Below are 26783 nucleotides of genomic sequence, written 5' to 3' on the forward strand. Positions count from 1 at the left end.
GTCATCCTATGTTTAGAGATGGATTCTTAAGTCCCTTAACCTTCAACCAAAAAAAGCATAATCTACCTAATGGTCTGTAACCAGACTGCTGTTTGCCATGAATGGCATGCGCATGACCGCCCCGGTACCGTCTTTGCGAGAAATAAAACCTGTGACAACAAGGTTTTATGACGAAGCAATCTACCTACAGACACGGTGCTGTTTTTTCCCCTGATCCCTAAAGGGGTATGACTATTTCTGATCAGGTAGCCCTTTTTCATCTTGAGTGAAACGAAAGACCTGCCCAAGCCTGAAAGAACAGGTAGGTCCCTCTCTTCACTCGGGATAGAAAAGAGAAGAATATCATCACATTAAATCCCACTCACTTAATTATAACAGTAAGCCTCACCTAAGCAGAACGGGACATTATCAGCCAATCGGTATCCCCACCGATTGGGGCGACAGTGGGTGCAAATGCCCCTGTCCCGTAAAGAGGTATCACTTTATCACATCTGTTGATTCATTTGGTTTTCTATCTTGTATGAAACGAAAGGTCCACAGAATAGTCTTCGTTAAATACGAGGATTAGAGAGTAGCACTCGGCCAGTCATGGTGTCTCACCATGACGGATTTAAAGTACAAAACCTCCAACATGGTCAATCAATCGGTGGGGACACCGATTGTGGCGGCAGATTTTCTCCCCTTCCCCATAAAGGGGCAGTACTGTATCAAGTCAGTTGATCCATCTGGTTCTTTTATCCTGGCACCTAAAAGGGTAGTAAAAACTTCACCCCCTTAGATCATAACACTTTATTAATCTTCAGTTTACGATTTAGATAAAAGACAAGAGTACCTTCGAATCAATATCATATCTCTTCATATTTATTGGGTGTTCGTAAAAAAGGTCTGTTTCCGCAGGCTTTTTTTCTTTTAGAAACTTCCTGTTTCATGGTCACTCTTGATAAATTGCAAGCCGAAAAATTTTGAGAGTCAATGCACGTAGCGATAGCAGGAAACATAGGGTCCGGAAAAACAACATTAGCCAAAATGTTGGGCAAGAATTACAGATGGGATGTTCAACTGGAATCAGTGGAAGACAACCCCTATCTCAAGGATTTCTATGAAGACATGACGCGATGGTCTTTTCACCTTCAGGTCTATTTCCTGAACAGTCGCTTCAATCAGGTGGCACGAATCCGTGAGTCGCAAGGTGGTACTATTCAGGACCGAACTATTTATGAGGACTGCTATATTTTCGCAGCCAATCTCTTTAAATCAGGCTATATCTCAGAGCGTGACTACAAGAACTACCTGGAGCTTTTTAACTCCATGATTAAGCATGTGCAACCGCCCGATTTATTGATCTACCTCAAAGCGGATATTCCTAAACTGGTGGCCAATATTCAAAAGCGAGGCAGAGACTATGAAGAGTTGATTCGACTAGAGTATCTCAAAAACCTGAACTCACATTATGAGGAATGGATCGGCAACTATGACCTGGGCAAATTACTGGTCATTGATGTCAACAACCTCGACTTTGTCAATAAGGTGGAAGATTACTCTTATGTGCTGGAAAAGGTAGATCTTGAAGTGAACGGACTTTTTGCATAGCCCTTTTCTTACAAGCCCATCTCCCCTTCTTTGATAACATCCCAGGTATGATCTGCCAATAATTTAATAGTGGCAATAAACTCATAAGGACAACTCTTGCCCCATTCTTCCGGGGCAACCAGCGACAGGGTATCGGTACCATCTTTCTTCTGATAAAGATGATAGATACGACCAATAATGGGATCGAAACTCATTTTAGCCTGGTAGATTCTTTCGGAGACCGTTACCCGATTCTGAATATTCTTAGCCTGTTCGGCCAGCAGCTGCATCTGTTCATAGATTTGCTGCATATCCATTTCCGTCTGATCATACATAGCCGAGAGCGAACGGCCTTTGATCTTGCCTTTATCCTCCGGCTTAATCATGGCAGCACCTACGGTATGCGGAAAAGGAATCACTCCGGGATTGGGCGTTGTCATTTCACCCATTCTTTCCAGGTCAATCTTATCTACATCTATCTTCTTTCCTGAATCCTTCTTACTCACTGATCAGCTATTTTTTCGTTTTCTTTATTCGTCTTAGTCGTATCGGCTTCATCGTCAGATGGCGCAATCGACTCTTTCAGGTATTTCTTAGATCCGGGAAAGGATGTCTTTCGGGAAATATCATAGCCCACAATTAAGGTGGCAACGACAAACAACACCCCAATCAATAGAAATATCTTCTTCGACTTTTTCATCTTATCCTATCAGAACCTGAACTAATCAACAAAGTTTGGTATTACAATGCTAAATTCGTCAACTACGTGGAAAAAGCCTCGGAAACATACCGTAAAATCATTCATGTCGACATGGATGCCTTTTATGCTTCTGTTGAGCAGAGGGATAATCCCGAGCTCAAAGGGAAACCGGTAGCCGTGGGTGGAAGCCGTGAAAGAGGTGTTGTCGCTGCCGCCAGTTACGAAGCCCGAAAGTTTGGTGTACGTTCGGCCATGCCGTCCTCTCAGGCCTACAGTCGTTGTCCTGATATTATTTTCGTCAAGCCGCGCTTTGAACGTTACAAAGAAGTTTCTCATCAGATCAGAGCTATCTTTCAGGAATACACCGACCTGATAGAACCCCTCTCTCTGGATGAAGCTTATCTGGATGTGACCCATAACAAAAAAGGTATCCCCTCCGCCACCCTGATTGCCAAAGACATCAAGAAGCGTATCAAGGAAATCACCGGACTCACTGCTTCTGCCGGTATTTCTACCAATAAGTTCGTGGCTAAAATTGCCAGTGATTATAATAAGCCTGATGGTATTACCCTGGTAGGTCCTGAGAAAATCGAAATCTTTCTGGAACAACTGCCTATTGAAAAGTTCTTTGGCGTAGGAAAGGTAACTGCCGGCAAAATGAAAAACCTGGGTATTGTCGATGGCCGAACTCTGAAGAGCTGGAAGAAGGAAGACCTGATTGGCACCTTTGGCAAAAGTGGTGGCTTTTATTATGAAATTGTGAGAGGCAATGATCATCGCCCTGTTAATCCCAACCGGATCAGAAAGTCACTGGGTGCTGAAAACACCTTCGATCACGACTTTCACGATCTGGCCGATATGAAGATGGCCCTTGACCCCATTGCCAGAACCGTTTACAGAAGATTGGAAAATGCCGATAGGTGGGGTAAAACACTGACCGTGAAAGTCAAATTCGCAGACTTCACCCAAATCACCAGAAGTCAGACCACCGATCATTCGATCGACAGTCTGAGTGAAATACTGGAGATCACTGATCAGATCATGGAAAATATTGACTGGGAAGTGTACAATCAGGGCGTAAGATTATTAGGCATCACCCTCAGCAATTTCGATGATGAACAGGAGGAAATCATGAAACCGGGTCAACAGCTGACTTTAGAATTTTAATTTCTTGCTTGAATTGAAGTTAAATTGATTTAGTTTCGTTTCTCAATCAGTATAATTTATGTCGAAAGTCGTAATCAATAGCCACAAAGAATTTGAAGCATACATTGGTAAGGAATTGGGAGTTTCTGATTACCTGAAGGTAGACCAGGAGAGGGTAAATGCCTTTGCTGATGCTACCATAGACCACCAGTGGATTCACATTGATGCTGAGCGAGCTAAAAACGAAGGCGCCTTTGGCGGCACCATTGCCCATGGCTATTTGACTGTTTCTTTGCTACCCTATTTGTGGGAGCAAATTGCCGAGATCAACAATATCAAAATGATGATCAACTATGGCATTGAGAAGTTGAAATTCAATCAACCGGTTTTGGTTGGCTCTGAAGTAAGACTCAGAGTAAAACTGAGCAGCCTGGCCGACCTAAGAGGTATTACCAAATGTCAGCTGAATGTGGCCTTAGAGATTAAAGACAATCCTAAACCCGCCTTTACAGGGGAGTTTATTTTCCTGTATCATTTTAATAGCTAAGAACCGGAAATGGCTTAAACCATACCCAGTGAATGATATATTTCAAACCAGCCCACAGATGAATCTGTGGGCTGGTTTGTTTTGAATCAGGCTCACCTGAAATTTCTCATTAAATATTTGCGCAACTATATGATTGCTCATATATTCGCAATCATATAGTTGCGCTTTGGAAACAAGACGAGATATATTTCAAGCCATAGCAGATCCGACCAGACGAGCCATTCTTGTCCTGATTGCGGTAAACGCCATGACACCCAAAGCCATTGCCGATAACTTCAACAGCAGCCGGCAGGCTGTATCGAAACACCTGCAAATTCTTACCGAATGCGACCTGGTGAAACCGGAGCAAAAGGGACGGGAGATCTACTATTCCCTCGAAATAGACAAAATGAAGGAAGTGGACGCATGGATAGAGCAATTCCGCAAAATCTGGGAAACTAAATTCAACCAACTGGACACTTTATTAGCCACCATTAAGAACAAATAAAATGAGCACCTTAAAATTCGACTTTACAGTAGACAAAGCAGCCAAAACGGTATACATCACCCGGGAATTCGATGCGGGTCTGGATCTGGTTTGGGATGCTTTTACCAAAGCTGAATTGCTGGACCAATGGGTGGCCCCTGCCCCATTTAAAGCCAAAACCAAATACATGAATTTTGAAGTAGGTGGTAAAAGATTCTATGCCATGGTGAGCCCCGAAGGTCAGGAAGGCTGGATTCTTCAGCAATACAAATCCATTTCACCAAAGACCAACTTCAAACTATATAATGTATTTGCCGATAAGGATGAAAACCCTGCTCCAACGGGTTCTGACTGGGATTATACTTTCAGCGAGAAAGACGGCATTACCACTGTACACATTACCATCTATAATGAGTCGCTGGATAGAATGGAGAAAATGATAGAAATGGGCTTCAAAGAAGGATACGCAGCATCAGTAGAGAATCTGGAAAAGCTGTTAACTTCGATGAAATAAGAAGCACAGGGCAATCCTTGCCCGAACTTCAATTGGCTATTGTTCCATCTCCAAGACAAATAAGTCTGATGATGCAGACGGAAGCAATTTGGGGTTACATAAGTGGTTATCAAAGTATTTTTAAGAAATAGTGAATTCCTAATTAGGAAGCTAACAAACCAATCAGAATGACCGAAGATAAAATTGATATAGAATTGAGTAAGTCTAAAATGACTCTTCTATTGATGGGTGCCATCTCCTTTGTAGTTCTTGGAATTCTATTTATCCTCAATCCGGCTCAATTCGAAAACAGTCGCTTCGACAATCCGGTCGTAATAAGAACAGTCGGAATTGCTTCAGTGCTGTTTTTTGGTCTGTGTTTGGTTTTTATTGTTAAAAAACTCTTTGACGGAAGAATTGGCCTGACAATCGACAAAAATGGAATAACTGACAACTCAAATGCAACTAGTGTAGGATTAATTGCCTGGACAGATATCACAAACATTAAGACCCTTCAAATTGCTTCAACCAAGGTCTTAATGCTAGAGACAGATAATCCTCAAAAATACATTGATCGGGCAAAAAACAGTATCGCTAAAGGTGCCATGAAAACCAATTATAAGTTATATGGTTCCCCCTTATCAATTAGTGCCAGTTCTCTGAAAATTAGGCATGCTGAATTAGAGGAACTCATAAGAAATGAGTTCACACAGAGGACAAAATAAAAAGCATCTTTAATTCAACTTCACACATTCTGCTACCAAATTTAATCTCTTAACGAGATGCTAAGACTAGATAGAAGTAGTTACATAAAACACTGTCTCTGGTCTTAGCATCTCGCTGAGACCTTACTAATAATTGAGTATCAACCACTAAGCCCCTTTCCTCCTCACATAAATTGTCTTTTCCAGTTCAGAGACCACCTCTCCTTTTTCATCGGTAATTTGCAGTGGAAGTACCATCTCTGTTTTACCATGGGTATCTGCTTCTGTCTTCAGCTGATCTAAGATAGCATCAGTAATTTCGAAAACGCAGGTCACCTTTCCCTTGCCGGGTTTTTTAAACCGGATAGTTGAAGCCTTATCCCAAACAATATAGCCCCTACCCAGATTCTCCATAATCAGCAACATATAAAAGGGGTCAGACATTGCCATTAGCGATCCACCAAAGTGGGTACCCACCATATTCTTGTTCCACCAGCGAAGCTTCATCGTCACCACCGCCTTTTTGAAGTCTCTGGATAAATGTGCCAACCTGATCCCAGCCCCCACATAAGGAGGGTAAAAGTTGATCATTTTGATTTTAGTGCGATTAGATATTCTAAACATGGGATGTGATGGTTACTTTTGCCCGTAAATAAAACGAATTACGAATGACAGCAGAAATCCATACCGAGAAAGGTTTGATGAAAGTGGAGTTTTATGAGAAAGACGCTCCCAATACCGTAAAGAACTTTGTTGACCTCTCCAAAAAAGGCTTTTACGATGGCCTGACTTTCCACCGTGTAATCCCAAACTTTGTGATTCAGGGCGGATGTCCTAATGGCATTGGTAATGGCGGACCTGGCTACAGCATTGACTGTGAACTGGATGGTGATAACCAATACCACGACAGAGGTGTACTTTCTATGGCACATGCCGGAAGAAACACTGGTGGCTCTCAATTCTTTATTTGCCACAGCCGTGAGAATACTGCTCACCTCGACAGAAACCACACATGCTTTGGTAAGGTCTATGAGGGAGTCGATATCGTTGACGATATCCGTCAGGGAGATAAAATCGAGAAGATTGTAATCATCGAAGACTAATCGATGCTGAATAAACCATAGTCCACAGGTTTAGCTAATGGCTACTGCTTGTGGGCTATGGATTTTAAAGGTCCTTTGGAGTAAATCGTCCTTCTGAACTCATTAGGCTTTTTATCATTCAACAGATCTAAAGATCCTTTCGCCTCTATCAATTCAATAAAATGCCCTTCGGCCTGGTTGTACTGATCAATGTCCTTATAGGTGGTAATCAGCATAAAACTTAATGGAACGGTCTCGGTCGGCTCCATTTCAATGAACTGATAACTTTCGATATACCCCTTCTCTATCGCCTGTTCCCTTAATATCTTCCAGTTGTGCAAATAGTAGTGCCTGGCTTCGGCTATATTCTCGTTGATGACTTCCACCATATCCACGGTTGATACAGACTCTTTGTGCAGATCAGAGGAGACCAGCAGAGTAAATAGCAGTGAGATTAAATATTTCATACATCTGAGTTTTAAAGAGGACAACTCAAAGCACGATCAACCGGGGTACCAATACAGCTTATAGACATATTCCCCAAAACAATCGACCAATGAGCACCTATTTACTCAAAACAGCCTTGGCAAAATCACTTACCAGGTAGGCCAGCGATTTACCAACCAGAATGCGTTGGTCTTCATCATTAGGTGCAGCCTCTGATAAATGCAGATAAGCCGGATTTACACTATTGGCAGATTTACGGATATACAAACGGGCCTGCTCCAAAGAAAAGCCGGTGGGAGAAATGGCAGAACTCGGCATCATGCGAATAGAATCCATATCCAACTCAATTCCACACTCAATCTGATCATCAATCACAAAAGACAGTGCATCAGCCAAAGTTTCTTCCAGATAGGTAATCCGCTCCAGAAAAGAGTACTTCACCTGCTCATCAGCATCCATCGACTTGAGCATGTTTTCATTATTGTAGGACTGATGCAAACCAAATACGAAATAGCGATTAAGTGCCATCTTTTGTCTGGCATATGAGAATGCATTACCGCTATGCCTGCCCTCCAGCGCCCTGAAATCGCAATGTGCATCCAGATTGATCACATTTACCTTCTTCTTTCTAGCTGTGGCTGCCACAGCCTTAATAATAGGATAGGCATTGTTCTGCCCTCCCCCGATGATAATGGGAATAAGTCCCTGCTGTTTCACCGTCTCGATCACTGGTTCTACCAGATCATCAATCTCCTCGCACAACAAGTGTAGCTTCTGGGTATAGTATTCAGAGCCGGCAGAAAGTAATTCGGCCTTTTCCTGGATCAGGTCAATATCTACAGAACCCAATACCACAAACTCCTTTCCTGACAAAAAACGATTACTCTGAATATTGAGGAACTCAAAGAGAAAGGCTTCCCAGGCATTCTGCGCTCCGGAACGGCCCGAATTCCCCAGTATCCCCACACATTCAGGAATACCGATAATGCAGAATTTAACTTCTTTCTTCAGCTTCTTAAGCTCAGTCTTCCATGCCTTAGCCGAGCAATACTGCGTCTTCTCCCCTACATGGGTTTCTCCCTTCCTGGTCTTTAAAAAGTGTTCGGGGTTTACCTCAACTATCATCCTGTGCTGGTTCTACTTTTCAGCTAAAATAGTTAAAAAGCAGTTGGTCAGTCCTTATATTCGCTAGCTAGATTATTAAATTATAGTTACTTTTTAACACAACCAATTCAAAAGCAATGCATTACACACCGGAGACTGTTCGGATATTCGTAGTGGAAGACGATCCACTTTACATTAAGCTGGAGCGTTACATAGCCGAACTTAATCCGGATCATGTAGTCCATACTTTTGATACCGGCAGAGCCTGCCTGGAAAACCTTCACGAAAACCCCAAGATCGTTTTACTTGACTACTCCCTTCCTGATATGACCGGAAAGGAAATACTGGAGGAGATTAAAAAGTACGACCCTGAAATTCAGGTAATTGTAGTCTCTTCTCAGGAAAGCATCAATACCGCTGTCTCCCTGCTGAAACATGGTGCCAATGATTACATCACCAAAGACAATGAGACCAAAGACAGGCTGCTACATGCGATCAACAATGCCAAGAAGGTTAGCTCTCTGAAACATGAGATTACCGTTCTAAAGGAAGAACTCAATCAGAAATATGAGTTTGGTAATAGTATCATTGGGGAAAGCCCTGCTATTCAGAAGGTCTTCAAAATGATGCAAAAAGCCGTGAAGACCAATATTACGGTCTCCATTACGGGGGAAACCGGAACAGGTAAGGAAGTAGTAGCCAAAGCCATACATTATAATTCCGAGAAGAAATCTAAGCCATTCGTAGCCGTCAACATTGCGGCTATTCCGGAAAACCTGATTGAAAGTGAGCTTTTCGGTCATGAGAAAGGTGCCTTTACCGGAGCTGTGGCCAGAAGAAAAGGGAAATTCGAAGAGGCCAATGGAGGCACTCTGTTCCTCGATGAAATCGGAGAAATGGATATTAACCTACAGGCTAAGTTACTTCGGGTTTTGCAGGAACGTGAACTGACCCGTGTGGGTGGCAATGAGCTGGTGAAATTCGATCTGCGGGTCATTGTGGCTACGCATAGAAATCTGGCAGAAGAAGTAAAGTCAGGCAATTTCAGAGAAGACCTCTATTACAGACTCCTGGGTATTCCAATCGAGCTTCCTCCTCTTCGTGAAAGAGGTCAGGATGTGATCCTCATTGCCAAGCACTTACTCAACACCTTTGCCAAAGAGAATAAACTTGGTGCTGTTAAACTAAGCCAGGGGGCTAAGAATAAGTTACTGGCCTATGCCTTTCCTGGGAACGTAAGAGAATTGAAATCGGTGGTAGAGCTGGCAGCCGTGATGTGTGATGAGAATGAAATTCAGGCAGATGACATTACCTTTAACAGCCTGCAGAAAGAAGACCAGTTTCTATTTGAAGAAATGTCGCTGCGTGACTACACTTTTAAAATCATCCGCCATTTTCTGGACAAATACGATAATAATGTGCTCCTGGTGGCTAAGAAACTGGATATCGGTAAATCGAGTATATATCGCTACCTGAAAGAAATGGAAGAGTAGGCTCAACCCATTTTAGATACAAAAGCCTCTTCGATCTTCAAAAACAATTCAGTAGGCACTATCGGTTTGGGAATTGCCCCATAGTAATTCTGGAAATCCAGATCCAGACTTGCTTGTTCACCAATCAGAGAACTCATCACGATTACCGGAATCTGGTTCAAGCCTGAAGTTTCATCCAAAATCTCCATCAGCTCCAAACCATTCAGTTCAGGCATCTCAATATCGGTTAGAATCAGGTCAATTGCCGGGTCTTCATTGTACAGCTTATACACCGCTTCCCAGCCATCTGAAACCAAAGTCACCTCGTAATTATCTTTCAGATGGTAGCCCACCATCTTCTGAACACTAATGTCATCTTCAACCACCAGTATTCTCTTTCTCAATGCTTTCAAATCAATCAGGCCACAGCCTTTATCGTGCCAATTTATAAGGCCTTAAAAATCAGCCCATAAATAGCTAAAAATCCCGATTTGCAAAACAGCTTTTATTCGTGCAGGTCCATAACAAGACAAAGAGTCTCAAAACGGGATTTCACCGTATTCTACCTCTCGACATATTTCGCATCTTCTTTTTGGTCATTTTAAGTATGTTTGATCATTACCTTAAAATCTAAAAAGAGACATGAGAAAGATAGGAATATTCGGTTTACTACTTTTTTGGGCGGTAGTATCCTATGCTCAAACCAAACCCCTCTCGCAGCTCACTGTGGAGGAAATCATGCAGGCTCCGGAGAAGTTCATTGGCACCTCTCCTTCCAGAGTAAGCTGGTCTAAAGACAGCAAAAGCATATTTTTTTACTGGGACCCGGATGGCAACGGTGAAGTTTCATCTTACAAAATCAGCAAAAACGGTGGTCAGGCTGAAAAGGTGGAAGATACTTCAGAAGGATGGCCTTCCAGCTATGAATACAATAAAGCCAAAACCAAAATTGTCTATTCTGAAGGTGGAGACATCTACATGAAAGAACTAAAGTCAGGCAAGGTAACACGCCTTACCTCGACCAACAGCAGAGAAGTGAGTCCTTCCTTCCACAAGGAAAATGTCATCACTTTTATTGCTGATGATAACCTGTTCTCTATCGACACAGAGACCGGTTTAATGACTCAACTCACCAACTTCATCATTACCAATAATAATGACGAAGACCGCGGTGGTAGAAGAAACGTGAACAATGGAAATTCGGGCAATAGAATCCAGGATGCCTGGCTGAGAGAAGATCAGGCTACTACCTCTGAAATCCTTGCTGAAAGAAGAAACAGACCTAGAAGAAGCTTCAGAGGCTTTGGTTCTTTTGGCGGATTCGGTGGCGATAACGACAACAGAAGTGCCGTTGAATTGGAAAACATCAGAGGACTGCAACTCTCTGCAGATGGTAAATTCGTAAGCTTCACAGTTTATCATGCTCCGGAAAATGGTGCCAAGCGTACTATTGTTCCTAACTACGTAACAGACTCTGGTTATACCACTGACCTGAATACCCGTGAAAAAGTAGGTGGTGAACAGGGTTACAGCGAAATCGGCATCTACAATGTAGAAGGCGATAGTGTTTATTACCTCGACAAAATGCAACTGCCAGGTATTACTGATCTTCCTGATTATGTAAAAGATTATCCTGATAAGGAGTGGAAAGAAGAGCCAAGAAAGGTATCGGCTACTACAACCATCTGGTCTGGTGATGGCAAATATGCCGTTGTTCAGTTCTCTTCAGAAGACAACAAAGACAGATGGATCATGCGTCTTATTCCTGAATCAGGTGATCTGATCACTATCGATCGTCAGAGAGACGAGGCATGGATTGCAGGTCCTGGCATCAGTAGCTTTGGTGGCGGAACTTTCGGTTTCCTTCCTGACAACAAGACAATCTACTTCCAGTCTGAAAAGTCTGGTTACTCGCACCTTTATACCCATGACCTTTCAACAGGTGTTACCAAGCAGCTAACCAACGGAAACTACGAAGTGTACAGCCCATTCCTTTCTGAGGATGGTAGCAAATGGTATTTCACTGCTAATATGAAGCACCCGGGTATCAGACACTTCTACTCCATACCTGTTGGTGGTGGTACTCCTACTCAGATCACTTCAGTAGACGGTGGTAACAACGTAACCCTTTCTCCTGATGAGAAGACTTTGGCGATTGAGTACTCTTACATCGATCAGCCAACTGAACTTTATGTACAGGCTAACAAACCAGGTGCAAAAGCAGAAAAGCTGACCGAAAGTCTAAGAGATGGCTTTAAGCAATATGACTGGCACGAAGCTGAGATCATCACTTTCAAGGCAGAAGATGGTGCCGATGTACATGCCAGACTTTATAAGCCTGAGAATCCAAATGGTGCAGGTGTGATCTTCGTTCACGGTGCAGGATACCTTCAAAACGTGCACTACTGGTGGAGTACCTACTTCCGTGAGTATATGTTCAACAACATGTTGATGGCGAAAGGCTACACCGTATTGGATATCGACTACAGAGCCAGTTCAGGTTATGGTAGAGACTGGAGAACAGGCATCTATAGATATATGGGTGGAAAAGACCTTTCTGACCAGATTGATGGCGCTAAATACCTTATGAATGAGCACGGTGTTGAAGCCGGAAGAATCGGTATGTACGGTGGTTCTTATGGTGGATTCATTACCCTGTTTGCCATGTTCAAATATCCTGATGTAATCAATGCCGGTGCGGCCCTAAGATCTGTAACTGACTGGGCACACTATAACCATGGTTATACCTCAAATATTTTGAATACGCCTGTTGAAGATCCAATTGCCTACAAGCGTAGCTCTCCTATCTACTTTGCAGAAGGCCTTAAGGGTGATCTGTTGATTGCTCATGGTATGGTAGATACCAATGTTCATTTCCAGGATGTTGTAAGACTGGCTCAAAGACTGATTGAGTTAGGAAAGGATAATTGGGAAATGGCACTTTATCCTGTTGAAAACCACGGTTTCACAGAGCCATCGAGCTGGACAGATGAGTACAAGAGGATTTTCAAACTGTTCGAAAACACAATCGGACAAAAGGATTAAAAAATGAAGAGAGCAGCATTCCTGGCAATTCTATTTGTCACCCTATTTTCCTGCCAGCCGCAGGAAAATCAAACCCAGGAGAACAGAGGTCTTATTGTGCAGAAAGCCATGGTGGTTTCTGCACATCCTTTAGCCTCTGAAGTGGGTAAGAATATCATGGCTAAAGGTGGAAATGCCGTGGATGCTGCTATTGCTACTCAATTCGCTCTCGCGGTAGTCTATCCGGGAGCGGGTAATATTGGTGGCGGTGGTTTTATGGTTAGTCGAATGGCTAATGATGAAATTGCCTCACTGGACTATAGAGAAAAAGCTCCCCTGGCCGGAGGCAGAGACATGTACCTCGATGAAAACGGTGAGGTTATTCCTAACTCAAGCCTCAGAGGACATTTGGCTGCAGGAGTTCCTGGCACCGTTGCCGGATTAGCCGCTGCCCATCAAAAGTATGGTAAACTGGATTGGGCCGAACTGGTTCAGCCTGCTATCGACCTGGCCGCTAATGGCTGGGAGTTGACAGAGCGCGAGGCCAGAGGGCTAAATGGTAACAGAGAAGCTTTTATTCAATACAATACCATTCAACCTGACTTCTTCCTGTCCAAAGAAGGAGAAGAATGGAAAGCTGGCGATATAGTGAGTATTCCAGACCTGGCCGCTACACTCACCAGAATCAGAGACAATGGTCGTGATGGTTTCTACAGAGGAGAAACCGCACAATTGATTGTGGAAGAAATGCAACGCGGCAATGGACTTATCAGTCTCAAAGACCTTGAACAATACGAAGCCGTTTGGAGAGAGCCTATTACCGGCACCTATAAAGATTATCAATTCATCTCCATGCCTCCACCATCCAGTGGGGGAATTGCCCTGGCTCAATTGTTCAATTCAGTAGAAGCGCTCAACCTGAGTGATAAAGGATTTCATTCCGTGGCTGCTGTTCATGCTATGGCAGAAGCTGAAAGAAGAGTTTATGCTGACCGGGCCAAACACCTGGGCGACCCTGATTTCTACAAGGTCCCCAGGCAAGGCTTGTTAGAAAGAGACTATGCTACTGAACGCATGAGCAACTTCGATCCTGCCAAAGCCACTCCGAGCGCAAGTATTCAGGCGGGTCAACCTGCAGGATATGAAAGCGAGGAAACTACTCACCTTTCGGTCATAGATGCCGAAGGCAATGCCGTTTCGGTAACCACTACCTTAAATGGAGGAATGGGTTCAAAAGTCTTTGTTGGAGGAGCCGGATTTCTGCTCAACAATGAAATGGATGATTTCAGCATTAAACCGGGGGAGCCTAACATGTATGGCCTTGTTGGTGGCGAAGCTAATTCTATAGCGCCTGAAAAACGCATGCTCAGTTCCATGACACCTACCATTGTCACCAAAGACGGAGAGCTCTTTATGGTAGTAGGCACTCCTGGAGGTTCAACGATTATCACTTCCGTTTTCCAGACCATAGTGAATGTCATCGACTTTGACATGACCATGCAGGAGGCTGTTGCCGCTCCCCGATTCCACCATCAGTGGCTGCCAGACAGAATTCGCTATGAGCGAGGTGGCCTCGACAGCCTCACTGTAGTAAAGCTGGAGCAAATGGGACATACTATGAGTGCCGGTGGTGCCAGTGGCCGTGTAGATGCCATCCTTGTGCTGCCTGATGGCAGGCTCGAAGGTGGAGCCGACCCAAGAGGCGATGATACTGCCATGGGTTTCTAAGCCCGGCTGCTTTCACTTTCATCCCCCATTGCCTATATTGATAACATGAGGTTATGGGTATTATTGATTTTCCTTTCAACCACTTGTCTGGGACAATCTGTTTTACCCTCATTTGAATCTTCCTACCTCACTGAAGTCAATGTAGATCAGCTACTGATTGGCCAGCCTAAGGCCTACAGTATTGAAGTCTTCAATTACAATAGAGATTCGGCAAGACTCTTTAAATCTGAGATCAGCAGTCATTACTATTTTCAAAATACAAGTTTGATCCGGGTAGAATTTCAGAAGGCTGGAAAAGCCATTAAGACCTATCTCTTCGACAGCTTAGGTAGAATTCAGGAACAGTTGCGAACAGATGATTTTGAAAGCATTCCCAGAATCACCTATTCCTACAATGAAGAGACATTGACTTCGGAAGAAATAGTTTATCGAATCACAGGCACAGTTCACTCAAGAATTGTTTTACGCTATAATGACCAGGGATTGGTTATTGCCAAAGAAGAATACAGAGGAAGAGATCAACTGAATCGTTATTGGCTCTACGAATACAATGAACAAATGGACCTGATCCATGAAACCTACTTTGACCTAAGCAGTCGCAGCGATGAACCTACCAATCAACTGGAAAAACAATACACTTACGATTCGGAGGCTAGAATCATTGAGATCAAAACCCGAAAGGATGAGGCATTAGAATCTACCACAGAATTCAGGTATTTCCCGGACTCTCTTATTCAGGAAACCCTGGTCTACCAGTCCAGAGAATTGCCCGTTGAGCGGCAGGTAGAAATCAGACATGATTCAGCCCGGGTATTGGTAAAGGGCTATTTCAATACAGGAGATACAACCTCCTATCGCTCCAGGTTTAAGGAAATCTATGTAGATGGTGATCTGGTAGAATACGAAAGCCGAACTTTAAGAGGTACTTTTGTAGACAGGTATGCCACATTCTATGAATATGATTATCGGGGTAATTGGATCAAGAAGACTACTTACTCGAACGGCATTACCATTAAAGTAGAAGAAAGAAGAATCAGGTACTAGCCAAGTATTAATGGAGAATCCAAAAGTATTTGAAATGGAAATTCAGGTGGAGCAACAGCACCTGGATGAAATGAATCATGTCAATAATGTGCAGTATCTGCAATGGGTACAAGATGTAGCCAAAGCGCATTGGGAACACCTTGCCATGACGAACTGGCTGGAAACTTACGCCTGGGTGGCACTGAACCACTTCATTGAATATAAAAAGCCTGCTTTTCTTGGTGAGCGACTGATACTCAGAACTCATGTGCACGAGTTTAATGGAGTGAAATCCATTCGTCTGGTCAGAATATTCAAGAAGGAAACCGAGGAGTTGCTTGTGCAAGCCAAAACAGAGTGGTGTATGATAAGAAGAGATAATCTGAGACCTGTCAGGGTGCCTTCTGAAATTGTTGAACCCTTCTTTAATTCTCAACCTTAAGTAAAGCTTCAGCAGCAGACTTTAAATACTCAGGTGGATACTCAATAAAGTCCTTTTGATGTTTTACCAACCCCTGCTTGTCAAAGGTCAGCTCTATCACAAACCTCCATTGATGGTCAATACCAAATAGTTTTTCGCCATAATAGAAAGGTGTAAAGTAACCTGAGCCTATAGCCGTAGAATCATTTATCGTTAAGTTTTCCAGTATCAGGGTTTCTGGATATTCGGGATGCTTTTGAAATAAGGTATCCGGCCAGTTATAGAAGTTTTCAAATCCGGTCCGATCAAAGCGATATCTGAAAATGACATCTTCAAAAACCAAATCGTCAGCATAAAGCTGCTTGAAATGCTCCCAATCTGAACGATCACTGTAAGTATCAAAGAAATGCTTTGCTAACGGGTAGATGTTATCCTTATCATTCTTTTCTGATGAGCAAGACCATAAGAGCACTAGGGTAATGAATATGGTGAGGTATCTGGCCAATGTTAGCGGATAATCACAAATTCAACTCTTCGGTTAATCTCTCTGCCTGAAGCACTATCATTGTCAGTCAATGGCTGCTCTCCGCCAAAGCCTACAAACTCCACCCTATCGGCCTCAACTCCCTTACTAAGGAGATAGTCGCGGACCGTTTTAACTCTTTCAACGGACAGTTCCTTTAAGAGGCGGGCATCACCTCGATTGTCGGTATGTCCTTCCAACCGAATGGCCATGCCTGGGTTTGACTTCATCATCTGAACAATTTCATCCAGTTGTCTGGTAGCCACTTGTGGATTCGAGAAAGTAGCTGCAGCACGATTGAAAAGCACATTCTCAATTTTCATCTTGGTACCCACCTCCTCAGGAGTCAGGTAAAAAGTCTCAACTCCACTTCCACCGAATTCACTATCTACTCCCTGCACGGAAGCATCTGCAGTGAATATCTCTTCATAAGCCAGATATCCTTTCGCTTTGATATTCACCGCTACCTCTGCCCCTTCTTCAAGTGAGAGCACAAAGTGTTTGTTTTCAGAATCTATATCTGCTGTATTCAGGTCGATCTTCTTTTGTCCATAAGTAAATTCTATGGCTGCATCTACCGGTTGCTCTGTTCTTTTGTCAAGCACCTGAAAGGTCATTACAATGACCGACTCCTTCTCCGGTTGATCCGTTTCCGAGGCAGTATTGGCTGTGATCACAGTCTCGGCTGACTGCTGCAAAGCCTTTTCTGTCTGACTCAACGGAAAGTTGAATATATCGCCAAAGCCTTCACTGTTCTGGGTAGATGAAAAGAAAGCCATATCACCTTCTGCCGGAATGAAGTAATCTCGCTCGGTGCCTTTGGTATTGATGGCTTCACCCAGATTTACCGGTGCTGACCAATCCTGCCATGAACCATTCAGGCGCTTAGTCACAAAAATGTCCCGACCGCCAAAACCATCATGAGCATTAGATGTAAAATAAAGCGTTTCATTATCTGCAGCGAGGAAGGGCGACCATTCTTCACCATAGGTATTCACTACTGATCCCAGGTTCTTTGGTTGACTCCACTGATCGTCTCCCTGTTTGAAAGAGACATACAAGTCTTCATTTCCCTCTGATTCATAAGACCTGATAGCCAGTATGAGTGTATTCTCTTCTCTGTTAATAGTGGCCCCTATGTAGGGTGAATCGTTGGAGAAATATTGAATTCTTAATCTTTCCGGCCTTGTCCATTCTCCATTCTCAAGGTTTGAAACGGCTATCCCATTTCTCATATTCCCACCGCCTTGTCCATCCGGATCAAAGTAATTCAGAAGATACATGCGCTGACCATCAGCACTGAAGCCTACTACCCCATTCAAGCCTGGGTGATTGATCAGGTGGCCGGCATGGGCCGGCTGAGTCCAACCAGAATCTGTCTTGACACTATACCAGATATCTCCTCTGTCGATTACTCCACCGACATTAGCCGCATGGCCTGAGCGGGTGAAATAAAGAGTATTACCATCAGGACTTAGGGCCGGACTATGCTCATCGTAAGAAGAGTTCAATCCATCAATTTTAATATGACTTTCAACCTGAGCCTGAGTATAAAAAACAGACAGGAATCCGATAAGGAAAATGCCGAAGCGATTCAACATGGAAATTTGTTAATGATCAATACGAATTACGCGTAAAGCGCATGCTAGTTCAAGACAGGCTGTTTTAAACTTTGTTAACGCAAATTAAAAGAATTGATTGGAATAGACTATGGATTATTCCATCGATCTAGTCTTACACGTAAGGTAACTGCCTTTCCAAAGAGAGCCAATCCGCTATTTACCACAATCAAGGCCAGGGTACCCAGCCAAAACCATTGGGAGAAGGCAGCCGCTTCATATTTCCTGATGAGTGCCTCACCCATAAGACTTAACCCCAAACCAACCAATGCGAGGCCTGTGGCTGCGAACAGGAGCCACTGCTGTTTTAACTTCTTCTTTTCCATATTAAAAATAGATTTCCTGTGCGAGTCTGTATGTATTCGCATGGGCCTCAACAATATGTGCTATTCTTTGAGAGTAGCCTCCACCCATGCTGGCGACCAGAGGAATACCGTTCCGCTTACACAAGTCTAAAACCATTCTGTCGCGTTCTTTACACCCCTCAATAGTCATTCCCAGTCGACCTAGCTTGTCAGTGGCCAAAACATCGACTCCCGACTGGAAAAAGATAAAGTCAGGTTCTACATTGTCCAGCAAGCTTTTCAGGTATTGGTCCAACAGGCCCAGATACACATCATCCGTTGTACCATCAGGTAAAGGCACATCCAGGTCAGATTTCTCTTTATGCATAGGATAGTTAGATGCCCCATGCATACTGAAGGTAAAGGCCCGGGGTTCGTTCTGAAATATCTCTGCAGTACCATTCCCCTGATGTACATCAAGGTCAACTACCAGTACCTGTTTTACCAGTGACTCATCGAGCAAATGATTGGCGGCAATGGCAATATCATTAAGCAGGCAAAAACCCTCTCCTCTATTGGTAAAGGCATGGTGTGTACCTCCTGCAATATTCATGGCTATACCATTTTGCAGGGCAAAGAGTGCCGCCTGCAGGGTGCCATTCATGATGGTAATTTCTCTTTCTACCAGTTGCTGAGACAATGGAAAGCCTGTTCTTCTCTCTTCTTTTCTGTCGAGTTGGAGGTTTTTGAGCTTAGCCCAATAGTCAGCATCATGGGTTCTGATGACCTTTTCTTCAGGGAGTGGTTCGGGCTCAAAGAAGTTATCCTCCTTTACAGTTCCCTCATACAAAAGCTGTTCAGGAAGTAAATTATACTTCTCCATTGGGAACCGATGATTCCTGGGGAGAGGGTGAGCGTAAATTTCAGTCCAGGCTATTTTAAGCATAAGTAATACTCAAAAGCCAAAACTAAGATGAGATGTTTTACTTCTGAAGACTTTCTCTGATTATTGCAGTCAATTTGGGTAAATCTCTGGCAATGGCCTGATACTTAGGAACAGAACCATTGATTTGATAACAAATAGAAAACCCATGATCTACAAAGTACATCATGATGGTAATATAGCCGGGCATAAAGCCGGTATGGCTATAAATTTTACCATTAGGTGAATCAATAATATGTACACCAAGGCCCCAGTTTCCTCCCATCTGACCGGCACTTCTTCCATTAAAGTATTCGACTAACAAAGCCTTGTCGAACATTTCTCCCTCGTAAATCTTCTTCGCTAATATGGCCAGGTCTTGCGATGTAATGACCAGACCTCCACCAGCCCACTCGAATTGAAGATTATAACGGCTTACATTGTTTTCATCCAGTATTTCTCCCTTGAAAAGCAGCCCATCGTCATTATAGCCCTGGGCCAGGTTGCTGTAACTCCTTTTGTTCTGAGCTTCCACATATTTCAAGCCTGCCTTTTTGATCACTCTTTCTTTCACTTCATCATAGAGATCGTTACCGGTTACTTTTTCCACCACCATGCAAGCGATGATATAATTGGTATCTGAATACTCAAACTGAGCACCTACCTCAAAGAGTGGCTCATCATCGAAGACATATGAAAGCAAATCTTCTGGCTTCCAGACTTTATTGACATCCTTCAGCAAGTCTTGTTCAAAGCTTTCTTTGAATACATAGCGGGGAATTCCACTTTCATGTCTGAGCAAAGCCCTCATGGTCAGTTGTTCAGCATTGGGTAGTCGCCTGAACCAGTTGTAAGAGCCCAGGTAGGTTGAAATGGGCTCATCCAGGTCTATTTTACCTTCTTCTACCAGTTGCATAATGACCACAGAATAGAACACCTTTCCGGTACTGCCTCCTAACATCTGGTGTTCAGGAGTCATCTCTATGTCCTTTTCGATATTTGCCTTTCCTGCGGCTATGGCAATCAACTCATTATCAGGCAAAACGGCAGCGAAAGTCACTCCAGGCGTGGCGTAGGACGCTTTGATCTGATCCAGCTCCTCCTGGAGTCGGATCTTCAGCTCACTGACACTTTGCGCCTGAGCGGATATACCAAGAGTGAATAGGAAAAGAAGGTTGAGAAATAGCCTTTTCATAGTATTGGATTTAGTCCAAAGATAAGATTCCTCAACCTTGTGAATATTGCTTATTACAGATTAGGCCTCATCATCAAACTGAAAGGAATAATGGGTAGGGTCTAGCTTCAGTGTTTCTTCGTTGTAGTCTTTGATAAATTTCTCAATCACCTGATCGGTAATCTTATCCACATGCAGGCCAACATCAAGACCGATGCCGTAGTCAATATTAGGGTCTACATCGACATGCTCTTTTACCTTCACGGCTTCGTCTTCTTCAAGCTCATCCATTACTTCTGTCATGTATAGCCCAATTTCTTCTTCTTCGTCATTCAAAGGCTCAATGTCTCCATTTTCGTCTTCTTCATAAACAATGCTCTTATAGTTAGGATATTTCTGAGCTACCTTGTGCTCGGCCAATTCGTAGATCTCACTACTATGTTGCAGTTTTAAAGTATAAATAGCAGCATCATAGATCACTTCTCTTCCTTCATAAATACCTATGAAATAGAAGTTCATAAAGTCATCAGAATTGTCTTCAGACTCAATGACTACGAATGATTTTCCGCCTTCAGCGATTTCCTTTTTCAGATCTTCAATTTCCTGAGGGTCAAAGCCTTGATTGGATTGCATAACAGAATCTTCTGGATTATTTGTTGATATAAATTGAATATAATTGATTTTTCCGAGGTCTCAAATATTTGTCTGAATTGCCGCTTTTACCTCCTTGACCCGGTTGTCGAATAATGTCGGGTCATAATTTACTTCAGGAAATAACATGGCATTCAGATAAGCCTTCACCTCATCTGAGTGAGTGGTGGTTCGGCTGGTATTCATCCCTACATATTTAAAAGTAGTCCACATGAGTGTTTTCAGGTGGCTCTTGTAGTCATCGGTCATTAGATACTCTACTACGATTGTATTGTCATCAAAATGTATGAGTCTGGTAATGATTCTTACCCACTCACCCAGATTCGCTGGCTTAAGATAGGCAATATGGTGATTGTACACTACCCAAAAGGCCTCATACGATTTAATCAAGTCCATGATTTCGACCCCATAAAGCTTAGGTACCTGATCTTCCCGGGCATTAAAGAAGTAATCGAAGTATTTGGCATTGTTCAGGTGTCGAAGCGGATCACAGTCCTGAAAACGAATGATCATTCTCGACTCGGTCTGCTTCTTATATTCTTTATGAGGGTCAACGATAAACATTACAAATAGCGTTGTTTGATAACATCGGTATGATGAGCACAGTGTCCATAAATCATGGCAGCCAAAGCTCTTACGCTTACAGGAAATCCGGATGCAGTTCCTACCTGAAGACTGTCTGATTCCGGCATATCTTCAAAGAGAAAAAGTGTAGCCGTTCTGATCGCTACAAATTCTTCAAGAAGGCTCGAAAAGGTCCTGGTCTTGGTTGGACTGGCCGACTGATAAGTATCCTGATCCATACCTGGCAAAGGTGTTTTATCTCCCCTGGCAATACACAGAGCTCTGTAAGCAAAAATGCGTTCCGTATCGTTGATATGATTCAGCAACTCTTTAATACTCCACTTCCCTGAAGCGTAGGCATACTCTGAGGCTTCCTCAGAAATACCCGACATAAAGGCTGTAAAAGAGCTTAATTGTTCTCTAAGTGCCTTAATGATGTTATCTCCTTCTACCTTATCGATATAGGTGGCATAAAACTCATTATACTCACCAGCCTGGGGTTTCCTGATCATGTTTCAAGATAGAGGAATTTTTATTTAAACACCTCAATCTTCTATCCAACTGGCATACATAATATAATGCTCGGGGGTCTTGTCAATAACCTGGCGCAACCTGGCATCTATTTCTTTCACCTTTTTGGCTGGTGTTCCTGCATAAAGTGAGTTAGGCTCCACTACAGTATTGGCTAATACTACGGCCCCGGCAGCAACCATAGAGCCTGATTTAATCACGGCATTATCCATCACTATCGCCCCCATGCCAATGAGCACATTGTCTTCAATAATGCAGCCATGCACAATTGCATTATGACCGATAGATACATTATTACCCAATACGGTTTTGCTGAGGTTCAGGGTACCATGGATCACTGCACCATCCTGAACATTGCAGTTCTCCCCCATTTCAATTGAACAAACATCGCCACGAACTACCGCATTGAACCACACATTGGAATTGGCAGCCATAGTGACATCACCCACGACTGTGGCATTATCTGCCAGCCAGCAAGACTCATGAATCTGTGGTTTCTTACCCTTTACACCTTTTATTAAAGCCATTTTAAAAATTTATATGTACATACATTGAACTTTCTTACTTTCTTCACAGTTTTGCACTTGTATCGAACAAATACGCAGACTTTCTGTTGTGAATGTTCATTGAAAGGAAACAAAGTTAAACCTATAATCAAGTCAAAATGAAAATTTTAAAATCAACTCTCGGTATAGCGATGCTGGCCCTGTTGGCAGTAGCCTGTGGCCCAAAAGGCGAAACCGTAGAAACTTCTGAAGCGAAGGAAGTAGCTTCAGTAGCTGATGCAGTAGCTATTCCGGTAAATACCGCGAACAGTCAGATTACCTGGATTGGTAGCAAGCCTGCCGGTAAACACAATGGTACCATTGCCATTACTAATGGTGAAATCATGAAGAGCGGTTCTGAAATCGTTGGTGGATCTTTTACCATTGATATCAACTCTTTGGTGGTGCTTGATTTGCCTGCTGAGTCTGAATACAACGGTAAATTGAAGGGACACCTGATGTCTGCCGATTTCTTCGATGCAGCCAATCACCCAACTGCCAGCTTTGAAGTAACCAGCGTGAAGCCTTATACCGCTTCAGGACTGGAAGCTGATAAAGAGCAGTACGACACAGAAAACAAGCCAGCCGGACTTAGCGAGATTATGGTAGAAAACCCTACTCACTTTATCTCAGGTAACCTGACGATGAGAGGTACTACCAAGAATATTACTTTCCCTGCTCACGTATCTATGAATAATGGAAAGATCATGGCTAAGGCTAACTTCAATATTGACAGAACAGAATGGGGACTAATGTATGGTAATGAGGCCAGCATTGCTGATAAAGCCAAAGACAGCTTTGTTTATGATACAGTCAACGTTGGTTTTGTTTTGGAAGCGGCTAATGACAGCTCAGCCGAATAAGCAAAAGAAATAGAAATTTAAGGAGCTGTTTCAAAAGCTAACTGAACGTCAACCTGAATTTGTTTCAGGGTCTCTGAATAGTCTAACCAGCAGATTCAGGATGACGAAGCAGATGCTTTTGAGACAGCTTCTTTTTTATACCCAAAGCTTTCATCATTTTTGCCAAAATTTAATTCTTGGCTACATTCTATTCATATCAGGATTATCCGAAAGCTGAATTCCTATCCAGGGCCCTGCATTGGGCTGAAACTCATACTCATTACTCCCTCCATTTAAACAACAACATTCCCTACCCGCACAAGGGGTTTGAAGAAATGCTTGCCGTAGGCATGAAAAGAGCATTGATGGCTGAACCCGGTTTTGCTTTTGAAGGATTAAAAAACTTTCAGAAGGATAAGTGGCTCTTCGGCTACCTGGGCTATGACCTGAAAAATGAATTAGAGAAGTTATCAAGCGACAATGCCGACTATCTTGGCTTTCCCGCCTTGAATTTCTTTGAACCAGAACATCTCATCACTTTTCAAGGTGAAGGTTTTACGATTGAATCCGAAATCGAAAGCCTGATAGACACGATCTGGTTATTTGAGCATGTAAGTCCCGAAGCCAGATATACTCGGCCTATAGCCTCTGTAGATCATAAGGTTTACATCGATACGGTTGAAGCGCTGAGAAATCATATAGAGGAGGGTGATTGTTATGAGATTAACTATTGCCAGGAGTTCCATGGTGAGATCATCGAGTCGAATCCGGTAGAAACCTTTCTGCAGTTGAATAGAGTCTCACCCAAACCTTTTGCCTGCCTGCAGAAATTCCATGAACACTACATCTTATGTGCTTCTCCGGAACGGTTTATTAAAACAGAAGGAACAAAAGTCATCTCCCAGCCCATTAAAGGCACACGTCCGAGGGGAACTAATAAGGCCGAAGACGAAGCCTTAAAACAGGAATTAAGAAGCAGTGAAAAAGAACTGGCAGAAAACATGATGATTGTTGACCTGGTGAGAAACGATCTGGCCAGAACAGCAAAAACAGGTAGTGTGAAAGTGGAAGAGATGTTTGGCATCTATTCATTTCAACAGGTTCATCAAATGATATCTACAGTTATCTCGGAAATGAAACCGGAGATACACCCTGTTGATGTTATTCAGCATGCCTTCCCAATGGGTAGCATGACGGGTGCTCCTAAAGTGAAAGTAATGGAGCTTATTGAGCACTATGAAAACACCAAAAGAGGAGCCTTTTCAGGAGCGGCAGGCTACTTTACCCCTTCAGGAGCATTTGATTTTAACGTATTGATCAGAAGTCTTTTCCTCAATGCTAAAACCATGCGATACTCTTTTCAGGTAGGCAGTGCTATAACTTATGATGCCATTGCGGAACAGGAATATGATGAATGCCTGATTAAGGCAAAAGCCATCTTCGAAGTTTTGAACAAAAAATAGAGGCAGATCTCTTCCAGACCTGCCCCTTCCTTTCAACCCTATAACTCGACCTAAGTCGATTTCTTAATTACTTCTTGTTAGTGTAATCTTCCATATTTTATTGGAAGCCGCTGACTTACCTGGTCCAAATGTTCCGGGACCGCCAGTATACGCTTCGATTCCACCGTAGACATATCCAAGGTCTACAGTATTGTCTGAACCAAATTGAAGTTTACCTAAATCTATGATCTCAGTTTCACCCTGCGTTGCCGTAACAAACGGGATATTCGCACTTTCATTAAAGAAGAAAGCAGATTCAGCACCATAGAAATCTGTGGTACCGAATACATTCGAAGTCATCAGTTTTTTCGTACTGGTTCCTGAACTGAGGTTGTATTTCACTCTTAACAATGAATTAGTAAACTGAGATAGTGTTTCGGCTCCCTGATAGTTACCGTCACCAATACCTCCAATAAGGAAAGTAATTACATTACCTGTGGTTACATCATATAGCTCAATATCTGAACACGAGTAAACATTGAGATTCGCCTGATAATAACTGGCATCCTTTGTATAGTACTGACTGGAAGTATCGGCATTCGTTGCCTTTATTCCCGGGTGTACATAGATGGCATCATTCCACGCTCTCAAATAGCTGGTCGTATCATTTTTTCCATCCTTAGTTGTGATTACTACACTATCCGGCTGAAAAACACCTCCGTAGAAAGTCAGTCCCTCGCTCAAGCTTCCGCCATTGTCGAATAAAGCCGGCACTATTGGCCCGTCTCTCCTTCTGAAAGTTGAGTAATTGTCAGAAAAACCCTTGCCGATAGATGCAGCAGGTAAATCAGAAATTGGTGCGCCAGCAGCAACTGACAGTTTAAAGGAGTCTGTTTTGGAAATGTGCAATGGAAAAACAGCATCAAGGTATTTCTGGAAGTTAGGTGCCTTGCTACCAAAATTATGTCCGGCAGCTACATACAGAGAGTCACCGATCATTACCATTTCTCCACCTGTGGTTCTAAGTGTATCAGGAGTTCCAAAAGCAAAGATTTCGTCCCACTTAACATTATCGTCTGTCGATTCAGTGATCAGACTAATAACAGAAGGCACATGAATTCTTGCCAACTGATTAAAGGTTTGGTAGGCACTCGAGCTTTCCGTTGCATCCAGAGGTGTTCCGTAACCACCAATCACATAGAGATAGTCTCCTTCTTGCGTTACCAAAGGGTTAGAGCTTCTGAAAATAGTTTCATTGGTTTTCAAGTCAGCCAAAAGAGATGTTCCTTTCTTATATCCCTTAATCTTGTTTACCATGTCATCGAATGGCATGCCCTGAATCTGGTCATTGCTCACATCATATACCATGATGTTTTCATTGTAAGACCAAGGCACAAAGGAAGAAGAAGTGTAATTTCCATTCAGGTCATGTAAGCCACCATCGTCCAGGTCCTGATTGGTACGACCGGCAAAAAGCAGCCATTGTGAACCACTTACTCCGTGAACATAAGATTGTAATGCCGGAGCGTTCTGGTTAGAAGCCAGAGTGATTTCCAGGTCATATTCATAATTAGCAGTCTCAACATCACTACCTACACTGGTGCAGGAAGCAATTGTCAGTAGAAGAAGTGCAGCCCATGCACTTACAAAGATTTTAGTTTTCATGATTTGGTTAAAGATGATTAATACGAAGGTAAAAAGAATGACCCGCTATTGATGCTCGAAAAACACCTGATTTTTACGTAGAAATACGTGTTGAT

General features: G+C 43.0%; 30 protein-coding genes. 14 read left to right on the top strand and 16 right to left on the bottom strand.

The window, feature by feature from the left end; genetic code table 11:
• Positions 1-972 precede the first annotated feature (972 nt).
• Positions 973-1590, top strand: a complete 618-nt coding sequence (locus ACOOEY_RS02825; protein ID WP_420387157.1) for a deoxynucleoside kinase — start codon at positions 973-975, stop codon at positions 1588-1590.
• Between the two features lie 8 nt (positions 1591-1598).
• Here ACOOEY_RS02825 and ACOOEY_RS02830 read toward each other — a convergent pair whose 3' ends face one another.
• Both ACOOEY_RS02830 and ACOOEY_RS02835 read right to left on the bottom strand, forming a co-directional pair.
• The gene (locus ACOOEY_RS02830; protein ID WP_420387158.1) at positions 1599-2075 is read right to left on the bottom strand and encodes a DUF2452 domain-containing protein; all 477 of its coding nucleotides are present in this window, start codon (positions 2073-2075) and stop codon (positions 1599-1601) included.
• Positions 2072-2269 carry a hypothetical protein gene (locus ACOOEY_RS02835; RefSeq protein WP_420387159.1) on the bottom strand — a complete coding sequence of 66 codons (198 nt, stop codon included), beginning with the start codon at positions 2267-2269 and terminating at the stop codon, positions 2072-2074. The genes ACOOEY_RS02830 and ACOOEY_RS02835 overlap by 4 nt, the downstream gene beginning before the upstream one ends.
• Before the next feature lie 111 nt (positions 2270-2380).
• On the opposite strand from ACOOEY_RS02835, the gene dinB reads away from it, so the two are divergent.
• The 5 genes from dinB to ACOOEY_RS02860 all read left to right on the top strand — a co-directional run bounded on the left by dinB (position 2381) and on the right by ACOOEY_RS02860 (position 5646).
• Entirely contained in the window at positions 2381-3436 is a 1056-nt protein-coding gene (gene dinB, locus ACOOEY_RS02840; protein ID WP_420388628.1) for a DNA polymerase IV, read from the top strand.
• A gap of 58 nt (positions 3437-3494) precedes the next feature.
• Positions 3495-3962: a MaoC family dehydratase gene (locus ACOOEY_RS02845; RefSeq protein ID WP_420387160.1), complete on the top strand. Its 468-nt coding sequence runs from the start codon at positions 3495-3497 to the stop codon at positions 3960-3962.
• Positions 3963-4128: 166 nt separating this feature from the next.
• A complete protein-coding gene (locus ACOOEY_RS02850) occupies positions 4129-4449 on the top strand; it encodes an ArsR/SmtB family transcription factor (RefSeq protein ID WP_420387161.1) in 321 nt (106 codons plus the stop codon).
• Position 4450: 1 nt separating this feature from the next.
• Positions 4451-4942: an SRPBCC family protein gene (locus tag ACOOEY_RS02855; protein ID WP_420387162.1), complete on the top strand. Its 492-nt coding sequence runs from the start codon at positions 4451-4453 to the stop codon at positions 4940-4942.
• A 167-nt stretch (positions 4943-5109) separates the two neighbouring features.
• Positions 5110-5646: an STM3941 family protein gene (locus tag ACOOEY_RS02860; RefSeq protein WP_420387163.1), complete on the top strand. Its 537-nt coding sequence runs from the start codon at positions 5110-5112 to the stop codon at positions 5644-5646.
• 147 nt (positions 5647-5793) lie between these two features.
• Here ACOOEY_RS02860 and ACOOEY_RS02865 read toward each other — a convergent pair whose 3' ends face one another.
• Positions 5794-6216, bottom strand: a complete 423-nt coding sequence (locus ACOOEY_RS02865; RefSeq protein WP_420387164.1) for a DUF4442 domain-containing protein — start codon at positions 6214-6216, stop codon at positions 5794-5796.
• A gap of 77 nt (positions 6217-6293) precedes the next feature.
• Between ACOOEY_RS02865 and ACOOEY_RS02870 the strand changes: the two genes are divergently transcribed.
• Positions 6294-6728, top strand: a complete 435-nt coding sequence (locus ACOOEY_RS02870) for a peptidylprolyl isomerase (protein WP_420387165.1) — start codon at positions 6294-6296, stop codon at positions 6726-6728.
• Positions 6729-6769: 41 nt separating this feature from the next.
• Here ACOOEY_RS02870 and ACOOEY_RS02875 read toward each other — a convergent pair whose 3' ends face one another.
• Together ACOOEY_RS02875 and ACOOEY_RS02880 are read right to left on the bottom strand one after the other, a co-directional pair.
• Positions 6770-7174: a hypothetical protein gene (locus ACOOEY_RS02875; RefSeq protein WP_420387166.1), complete on the bottom strand. Its 405-nt coding sequence runs from the start codon at positions 7172-7174 to the stop codon at positions 6770-6772.
• A gap of 97 nt (positions 7175-7271) precedes the next feature.
• Positions 7272-8279, bottom strand: coding sequence for an arginase family protein (locus ACOOEY_RS02880; RefSeq protein ID WP_420387167.1), 1008 nt, complete (start codon positions 8277-8279; stop codon positions 7272-7274).
• A 116-nt stretch (positions 8280-8395) separates the two neighbouring features.
• Here ACOOEY_RS02880 and ACOOEY_RS02885 point away from each other — a divergent pair, with 116 nt between their 5' ends.
• Positions 8396-9751, top strand: coding sequence for a sigma-54-dependent transcriptional regulator (locus ACOOEY_RS02885; protein WP_420387168.1), 1356 nt, complete (start codon positions 8396-8398; stop codon positions 9749-9751).
• Positions 9752-9753: 2 nt separating this feature from the next.
• Here ACOOEY_RS02885 and ACOOEY_RS02890 read toward each other — a convergent pair whose 3' ends face one another.
• Positions 9754-10134, bottom strand: a complete 381-nt coding sequence (locus ACOOEY_RS02890; protein ID WP_420387169.1) for a response regulator — start codon at positions 10132-10134, stop codon at positions 9754-9756.
• A 238-nt stretch (positions 10135-10372) separates the two neighbouring features.
• On the opposite strand from ACOOEY_RS02890, the gene ACOOEY_RS02895 reads away from it, so the two are divergent.
• Genes ACOOEY_RS02895 through ACOOEY_RS02910 form a run of 4 tightly spaced genes read left to right on the top strand, consistent with a single transcriptional unit; the run spans position 10373 to position 15947 of the window.
• Positions 10373-12775, top strand: a complete 2403-nt coding sequence (locus ACOOEY_RS02895; RefSeq protein ID WP_420387170.1) for a prolyl oligopeptidase family serine peptidase — start codon at positions 10373-10375, stop codon at positions 12773-12775.
• A 3-nt stretch (positions 12776-12778) separates the two neighbouring features.
• Positions 12779-14482, top strand: coding sequence for a gamma-glutamyltransferase (gene ggt / locus ACOOEY_RS02900; protein WP_420387171.1), 1704 nt, complete (start codon positions 12779-12781; stop codon positions 14480-14482).
• 45 nt (positions 14483-14527) lie between these two features.
• Positions 14528-15526 carry a hypothetical protein gene (locus ACOOEY_RS02905; RefSeq protein WP_420387172.1) on the top strand — a complete coding sequence of 333 codons (999 nt, stop codon included), beginning with the start codon at positions 14528-14530 and terminating at the stop codon, positions 15524-15526.
• Between the two features lie 10 nt (positions 15527-15536).
• The gene (locus tag ACOOEY_RS02910) at positions 15537-15947 is read left to right on the top strand and encodes an acyl-CoA thioesterase (RefSeq protein ID WP_420387173.1); all 411 of its coding nucleotides are present in this window, start codon (positions 15537-15539) and stop codon (positions 15945-15947) included.
• Here the strand turns inward: ACOOEY_RS02910 and ACOOEY_RS02915 are convergent.
• From ACOOEY_RS02915 to ACOOEY_RS02955, 9 genes are all read right to left on the bottom strand, one after another.
• Complete coding sequence (locus ACOOEY_RS02915; RefSeq protein WP_420387174.1) at positions 15931-16431, bottom strand: hypothetical protein; 501 nt, start codon at positions 16429-16431, stop codon at positions 15931-15933. The genes ACOOEY_RS02910 and ACOOEY_RS02915 overlap by 17 nt on opposite strands.
• A 2-nt stretch (positions 16432-16433) precedes the next feature.
• Complete coding sequence (locus ACOOEY_RS02920) at positions 16434-18050, bottom strand: OmpA family protein (RefSeq protein ID WP_420387175.1); 1617 nt, start codon at positions 18048-18050, stop codon at positions 16434-16436.
• A 107-nt stretch (positions 18051-18157) separates the two neighbouring features.
• Complete coding sequence (locus tag ACOOEY_RS02925; protein WP_420387176.1) at positions 18158-18394, bottom strand: hypothetical protein; 237 nt, start codon at positions 18392-18394, stop codon at positions 18158-18160.
• Between the two features lies 1 nt (position 18395).
• Complete coding sequence (locus tag ACOOEY_RS02930) at positions 18396-19298, bottom strand: histone deacetylase (RefSeq protein ID WP_420387177.1); 903 nt, start codon at positions 19296-19298, stop codon at positions 18396-18398.
• 37 nt (positions 19299-19335) lie between these two features.
• Positions 19336-20469: a serine hydrolase domain-containing protein gene (locus ACOOEY_RS02935; RefSeq protein WP_420387178.1), complete on the bottom strand. Its 1134-nt coding sequence runs from the start codon at positions 20467-20469 to the stop codon at positions 19336-19338.
• A gap of 60 nt (positions 20470-20529) precedes the next feature.
• Positions 20530-21081 carry a hypothetical protein gene (locus ACOOEY_RS02940; RefSeq protein ID WP_420387179.1) on the bottom strand — a complete coding sequence of 184 codons (552 nt, stop codon included), beginning with the start codon at positions 21079-21081 and terminating at the stop codon, positions 20530-20532.
• A 60-nt stretch (positions 21082-21141) separates the two neighbouring features.
• Positions 21142-21663 (bottom strand): acyl-CoA thioesterase, encoded by a 522-nt coding sequence (locus ACOOEY_RS02945; RefSeq protein WP_420387180.1) that lies wholly within the window; start codon positions 21661-21663, stop codon positions 21142-21144.
• Positions 21663-22175, bottom strand: a complete 513-nt coding sequence (locus ACOOEY_RS02950) for a DinB family protein (protein ID WP_420387181.1) — start codon at positions 22173-22175, stop codon at positions 21663-21665. Before ACOOEY_RS02950 ends, ACOOEY_RS02945 begins: the two co-directional genes overlap by 1 nt.
• Before the next feature lie 33 nt (positions 22176-22208).
• Positions 22209-22721, bottom strand: a complete 513-nt coding sequence (locus ACOOEY_RS02955; RefSeq protein ID WP_420387182.1) for a gamma carbonic anhydrase family protein — start codon at positions 22719-22721, stop codon at positions 22209-22211.
• A 137-nt stretch (positions 22722-22858) separates the two neighbouring features.
• On the opposite strand from ACOOEY_RS02955, the gene ACOOEY_RS02960 reads away from it, so the two are divergent.
• The gene (locus ACOOEY_RS02960) at positions 22859-23602 is read left to right on the top strand and encodes a YceI family protein (RefSeq protein WP_420387183.1); all 744 of its coding nucleotides are present in this window, start codon (positions 22859-22861) and stop codon (positions 23600-23602) included.
• A gap of 176 nt (positions 23603-23778) precedes the next feature.
• The gene (locus ACOOEY_RS02965; protein ID WP_420387184.1) at positions 23779-25044 is read left to right on the top strand and encodes an anthranilate synthase component I family protein; all 1266 of its coding nucleotides are present in this window, start codon (positions 23779-23781) and stop codon (positions 25042-25044) included.
• A 63-nt stretch (positions 25045-25107) separates the two neighbouring features.
• Here the strand turns inward: ACOOEY_RS02965 and ACOOEY_RS02970 are convergent, their stop codons facing one another.
• Entirely contained in the window at positions 25108-26688 is a 1581-nt protein-coding gene (locus tag ACOOEY_RS02970) for a hypothetical protein (RefSeq protein WP_420387185.1), read from the bottom strand.
• Positions 26689-26783 lie beyond the last annotated feature (95 nt).

Origin of the sequence: Roseivirga sp. (assembly GCF_965216855.1) — a bacterium.
In the GTDB taxonomy this organism is placed as follows: domain Bacteria; phylum Bacteroidota; class Bacteroidia; order Cytophagales; family Cyclobacteriaceae; genus Roseivirga.

Coding starts and splice junctions, on each gene's coding strand:
- ACOOEY_RS02825 (WP_420387157.1), top strand. CDS start 973: ATGCACGTAGCGATAGCAGGAAACATAGGGTCCGGAAAAACAACATTA.
- ACOOEY_RS02835 (WP_420387159.1), bottom strand. CDS start 2,269: ATGAAAAAGTCGAAGAAGATATTTCTATTGATTGGGGTGTTGTTTGTC.
- dinB (WP_420388628.1), top strand. CDS start 2,381: ATGGATGCCTTTTATGCTTCTGTTGAGCAGAGGGATAATCCCGAGCTC.
- ACOOEY_RS02845 (WP_420387160.1), top strand. CDS start 3,495: ATGTCGAAAGTCGTAATCAATAGCCACAAAGAATTTGAAGCATACATT.
- ACOOEY_RS02855 (WP_420387162.1), top strand. CDS start 4,451: ATGAGCACCTTAAAATTCGACTTTACAGTAGACAAAGCAGCCAAAACG.
- ACOOEY_RS02860 (WP_420387163.1), top strand. CDS start 5,110: ATGACCGAAGATAAAATTGATATAGAATTGAGTAAGTCTAAAATGACT.
- ACOOEY_RS02865 (WP_420387164.1), bottom strand. CDS start 6,216: ATGATCAACTTTTACCCTCCTTATGTGGGGGCTGGGATCAGGTTGGCA.
- ACOOEY_RS02870 (WP_420387165.1), top strand. CDS start 6,294: ATGACAGCAGAAATCCATACCGAGAAAGGTTTGATGAAAGTGGAGTTT.
- ACOOEY_RS02875 (WP_420387166.1), bottom strand. CDS start 7,174: ATGAAATATTTAATCTCACTGCTATTTACTCTGCTGGTCTCCTCTGAT.
- ACOOEY_RS02880 (WP_420387167.1), bottom strand. CDS start 8,279: ATGATAGTTGAGGTAAACCCCGAACACTTTTTAAAGACCAGGAAGGGA.
- ACOOEY_RS02885 (WP_420387168.1), top strand. CDS start 8,396: ATGCATTACACACCGGAGACTGTTCGGATATTCGTAGTGGAAGACGAT.
- ACOOEY_RS02895 (WP_420387170.1), top strand. CDS start 10,373: ATGAGAAAGATAGGAATATTCGGTTTACTACTTTTTTGGGCGGTAGTA.
- ggt (WP_420387171.1), top strand. CDS start 12,779: ATGAAGAGAGCAGCATTCCTGGCAATTCTATTTGTCACCCTATTTTCC.
- ACOOEY_RS02905 (WP_420387172.1), top strand. CDS start 14,528: ATGAGGTTATGGGTATTATTGATTTTCCTTTCAACCACTTGTCTGGGA.
- ACOOEY_RS02910 (WP_420387173.1), top strand. CDS start 15,537: ATGGAGAATCCAAAAGTATTTGAAATGGAAATTCAGGTGGAGCAACAG.
- ACOOEY_RS02920 (WP_420387175.1), bottom strand. CDS start 18,050: ATGTTGAATCGCTTCGGCATTTTCCTTATCGGATTCCTGTCTGTTTTT.
- ACOOEY_RS02925 (WP_420387176.1), bottom strand. CDS start 18,394: ATGGAAAAGAAGAAGTTAAAACAGCAGTGGCTCCTGTTCGCAGCCACA.
- ACOOEY_RS02930 (WP_420387177.1), bottom strand. CDS start 19,298: ATGCTTAAAATAGCCTGGACTGAAATTTACGCTCACCCTCTCCCCAGG.
- ACOOEY_RS02935 (WP_420387178.1), bottom strand. CDS start 20,469: ATGAAAAGGCTATTTCTCAACCTTCTTTTCCTATTCACTCTTGGTATA.
- ACOOEY_RS02940 (WP_420387179.1), bottom strand. CDS start 21,081: ATGCAATCCAATCAAGGCTTTGACCCTCAGGAAATTGAAGATCTGAAA.
- ACOOEY_RS02945 (WP_420387180.1), bottom strand. CDS start 21,663: ATGTTTATCGTTGACCCTCATAAAGAATATAAGAAGCAGACCGAGTCG.
- ACOOEY_RS02950 (WP_420387181.1), bottom strand. CDS start 22,175: ATGATCAGGAAACCCCAGGCTGGTGAGTATAATGAGTTTTATGCCACC.
- ACOOEY_RS02955 (WP_420387182.1), bottom strand. CDS start 22,721: ATGGCTTTAATAAAAGGTGTAAAGGGTAAGAAACCACAGATTCATGAG.
- ACOOEY_RS02960 (WP_420387183.1), top strand. CDS start 22,859: ATGAAAATTTTAAAATCAACTCTCGGTATAGCGATGCTGGCCCTGTTG.
- ACOOEY_RS02970 (WP_420387185.1), bottom strand. CDS start 26,688: ATGAAAACTAAAATCTTTGTAAGTGCATGGGCTGCACTTCTTCTACTG.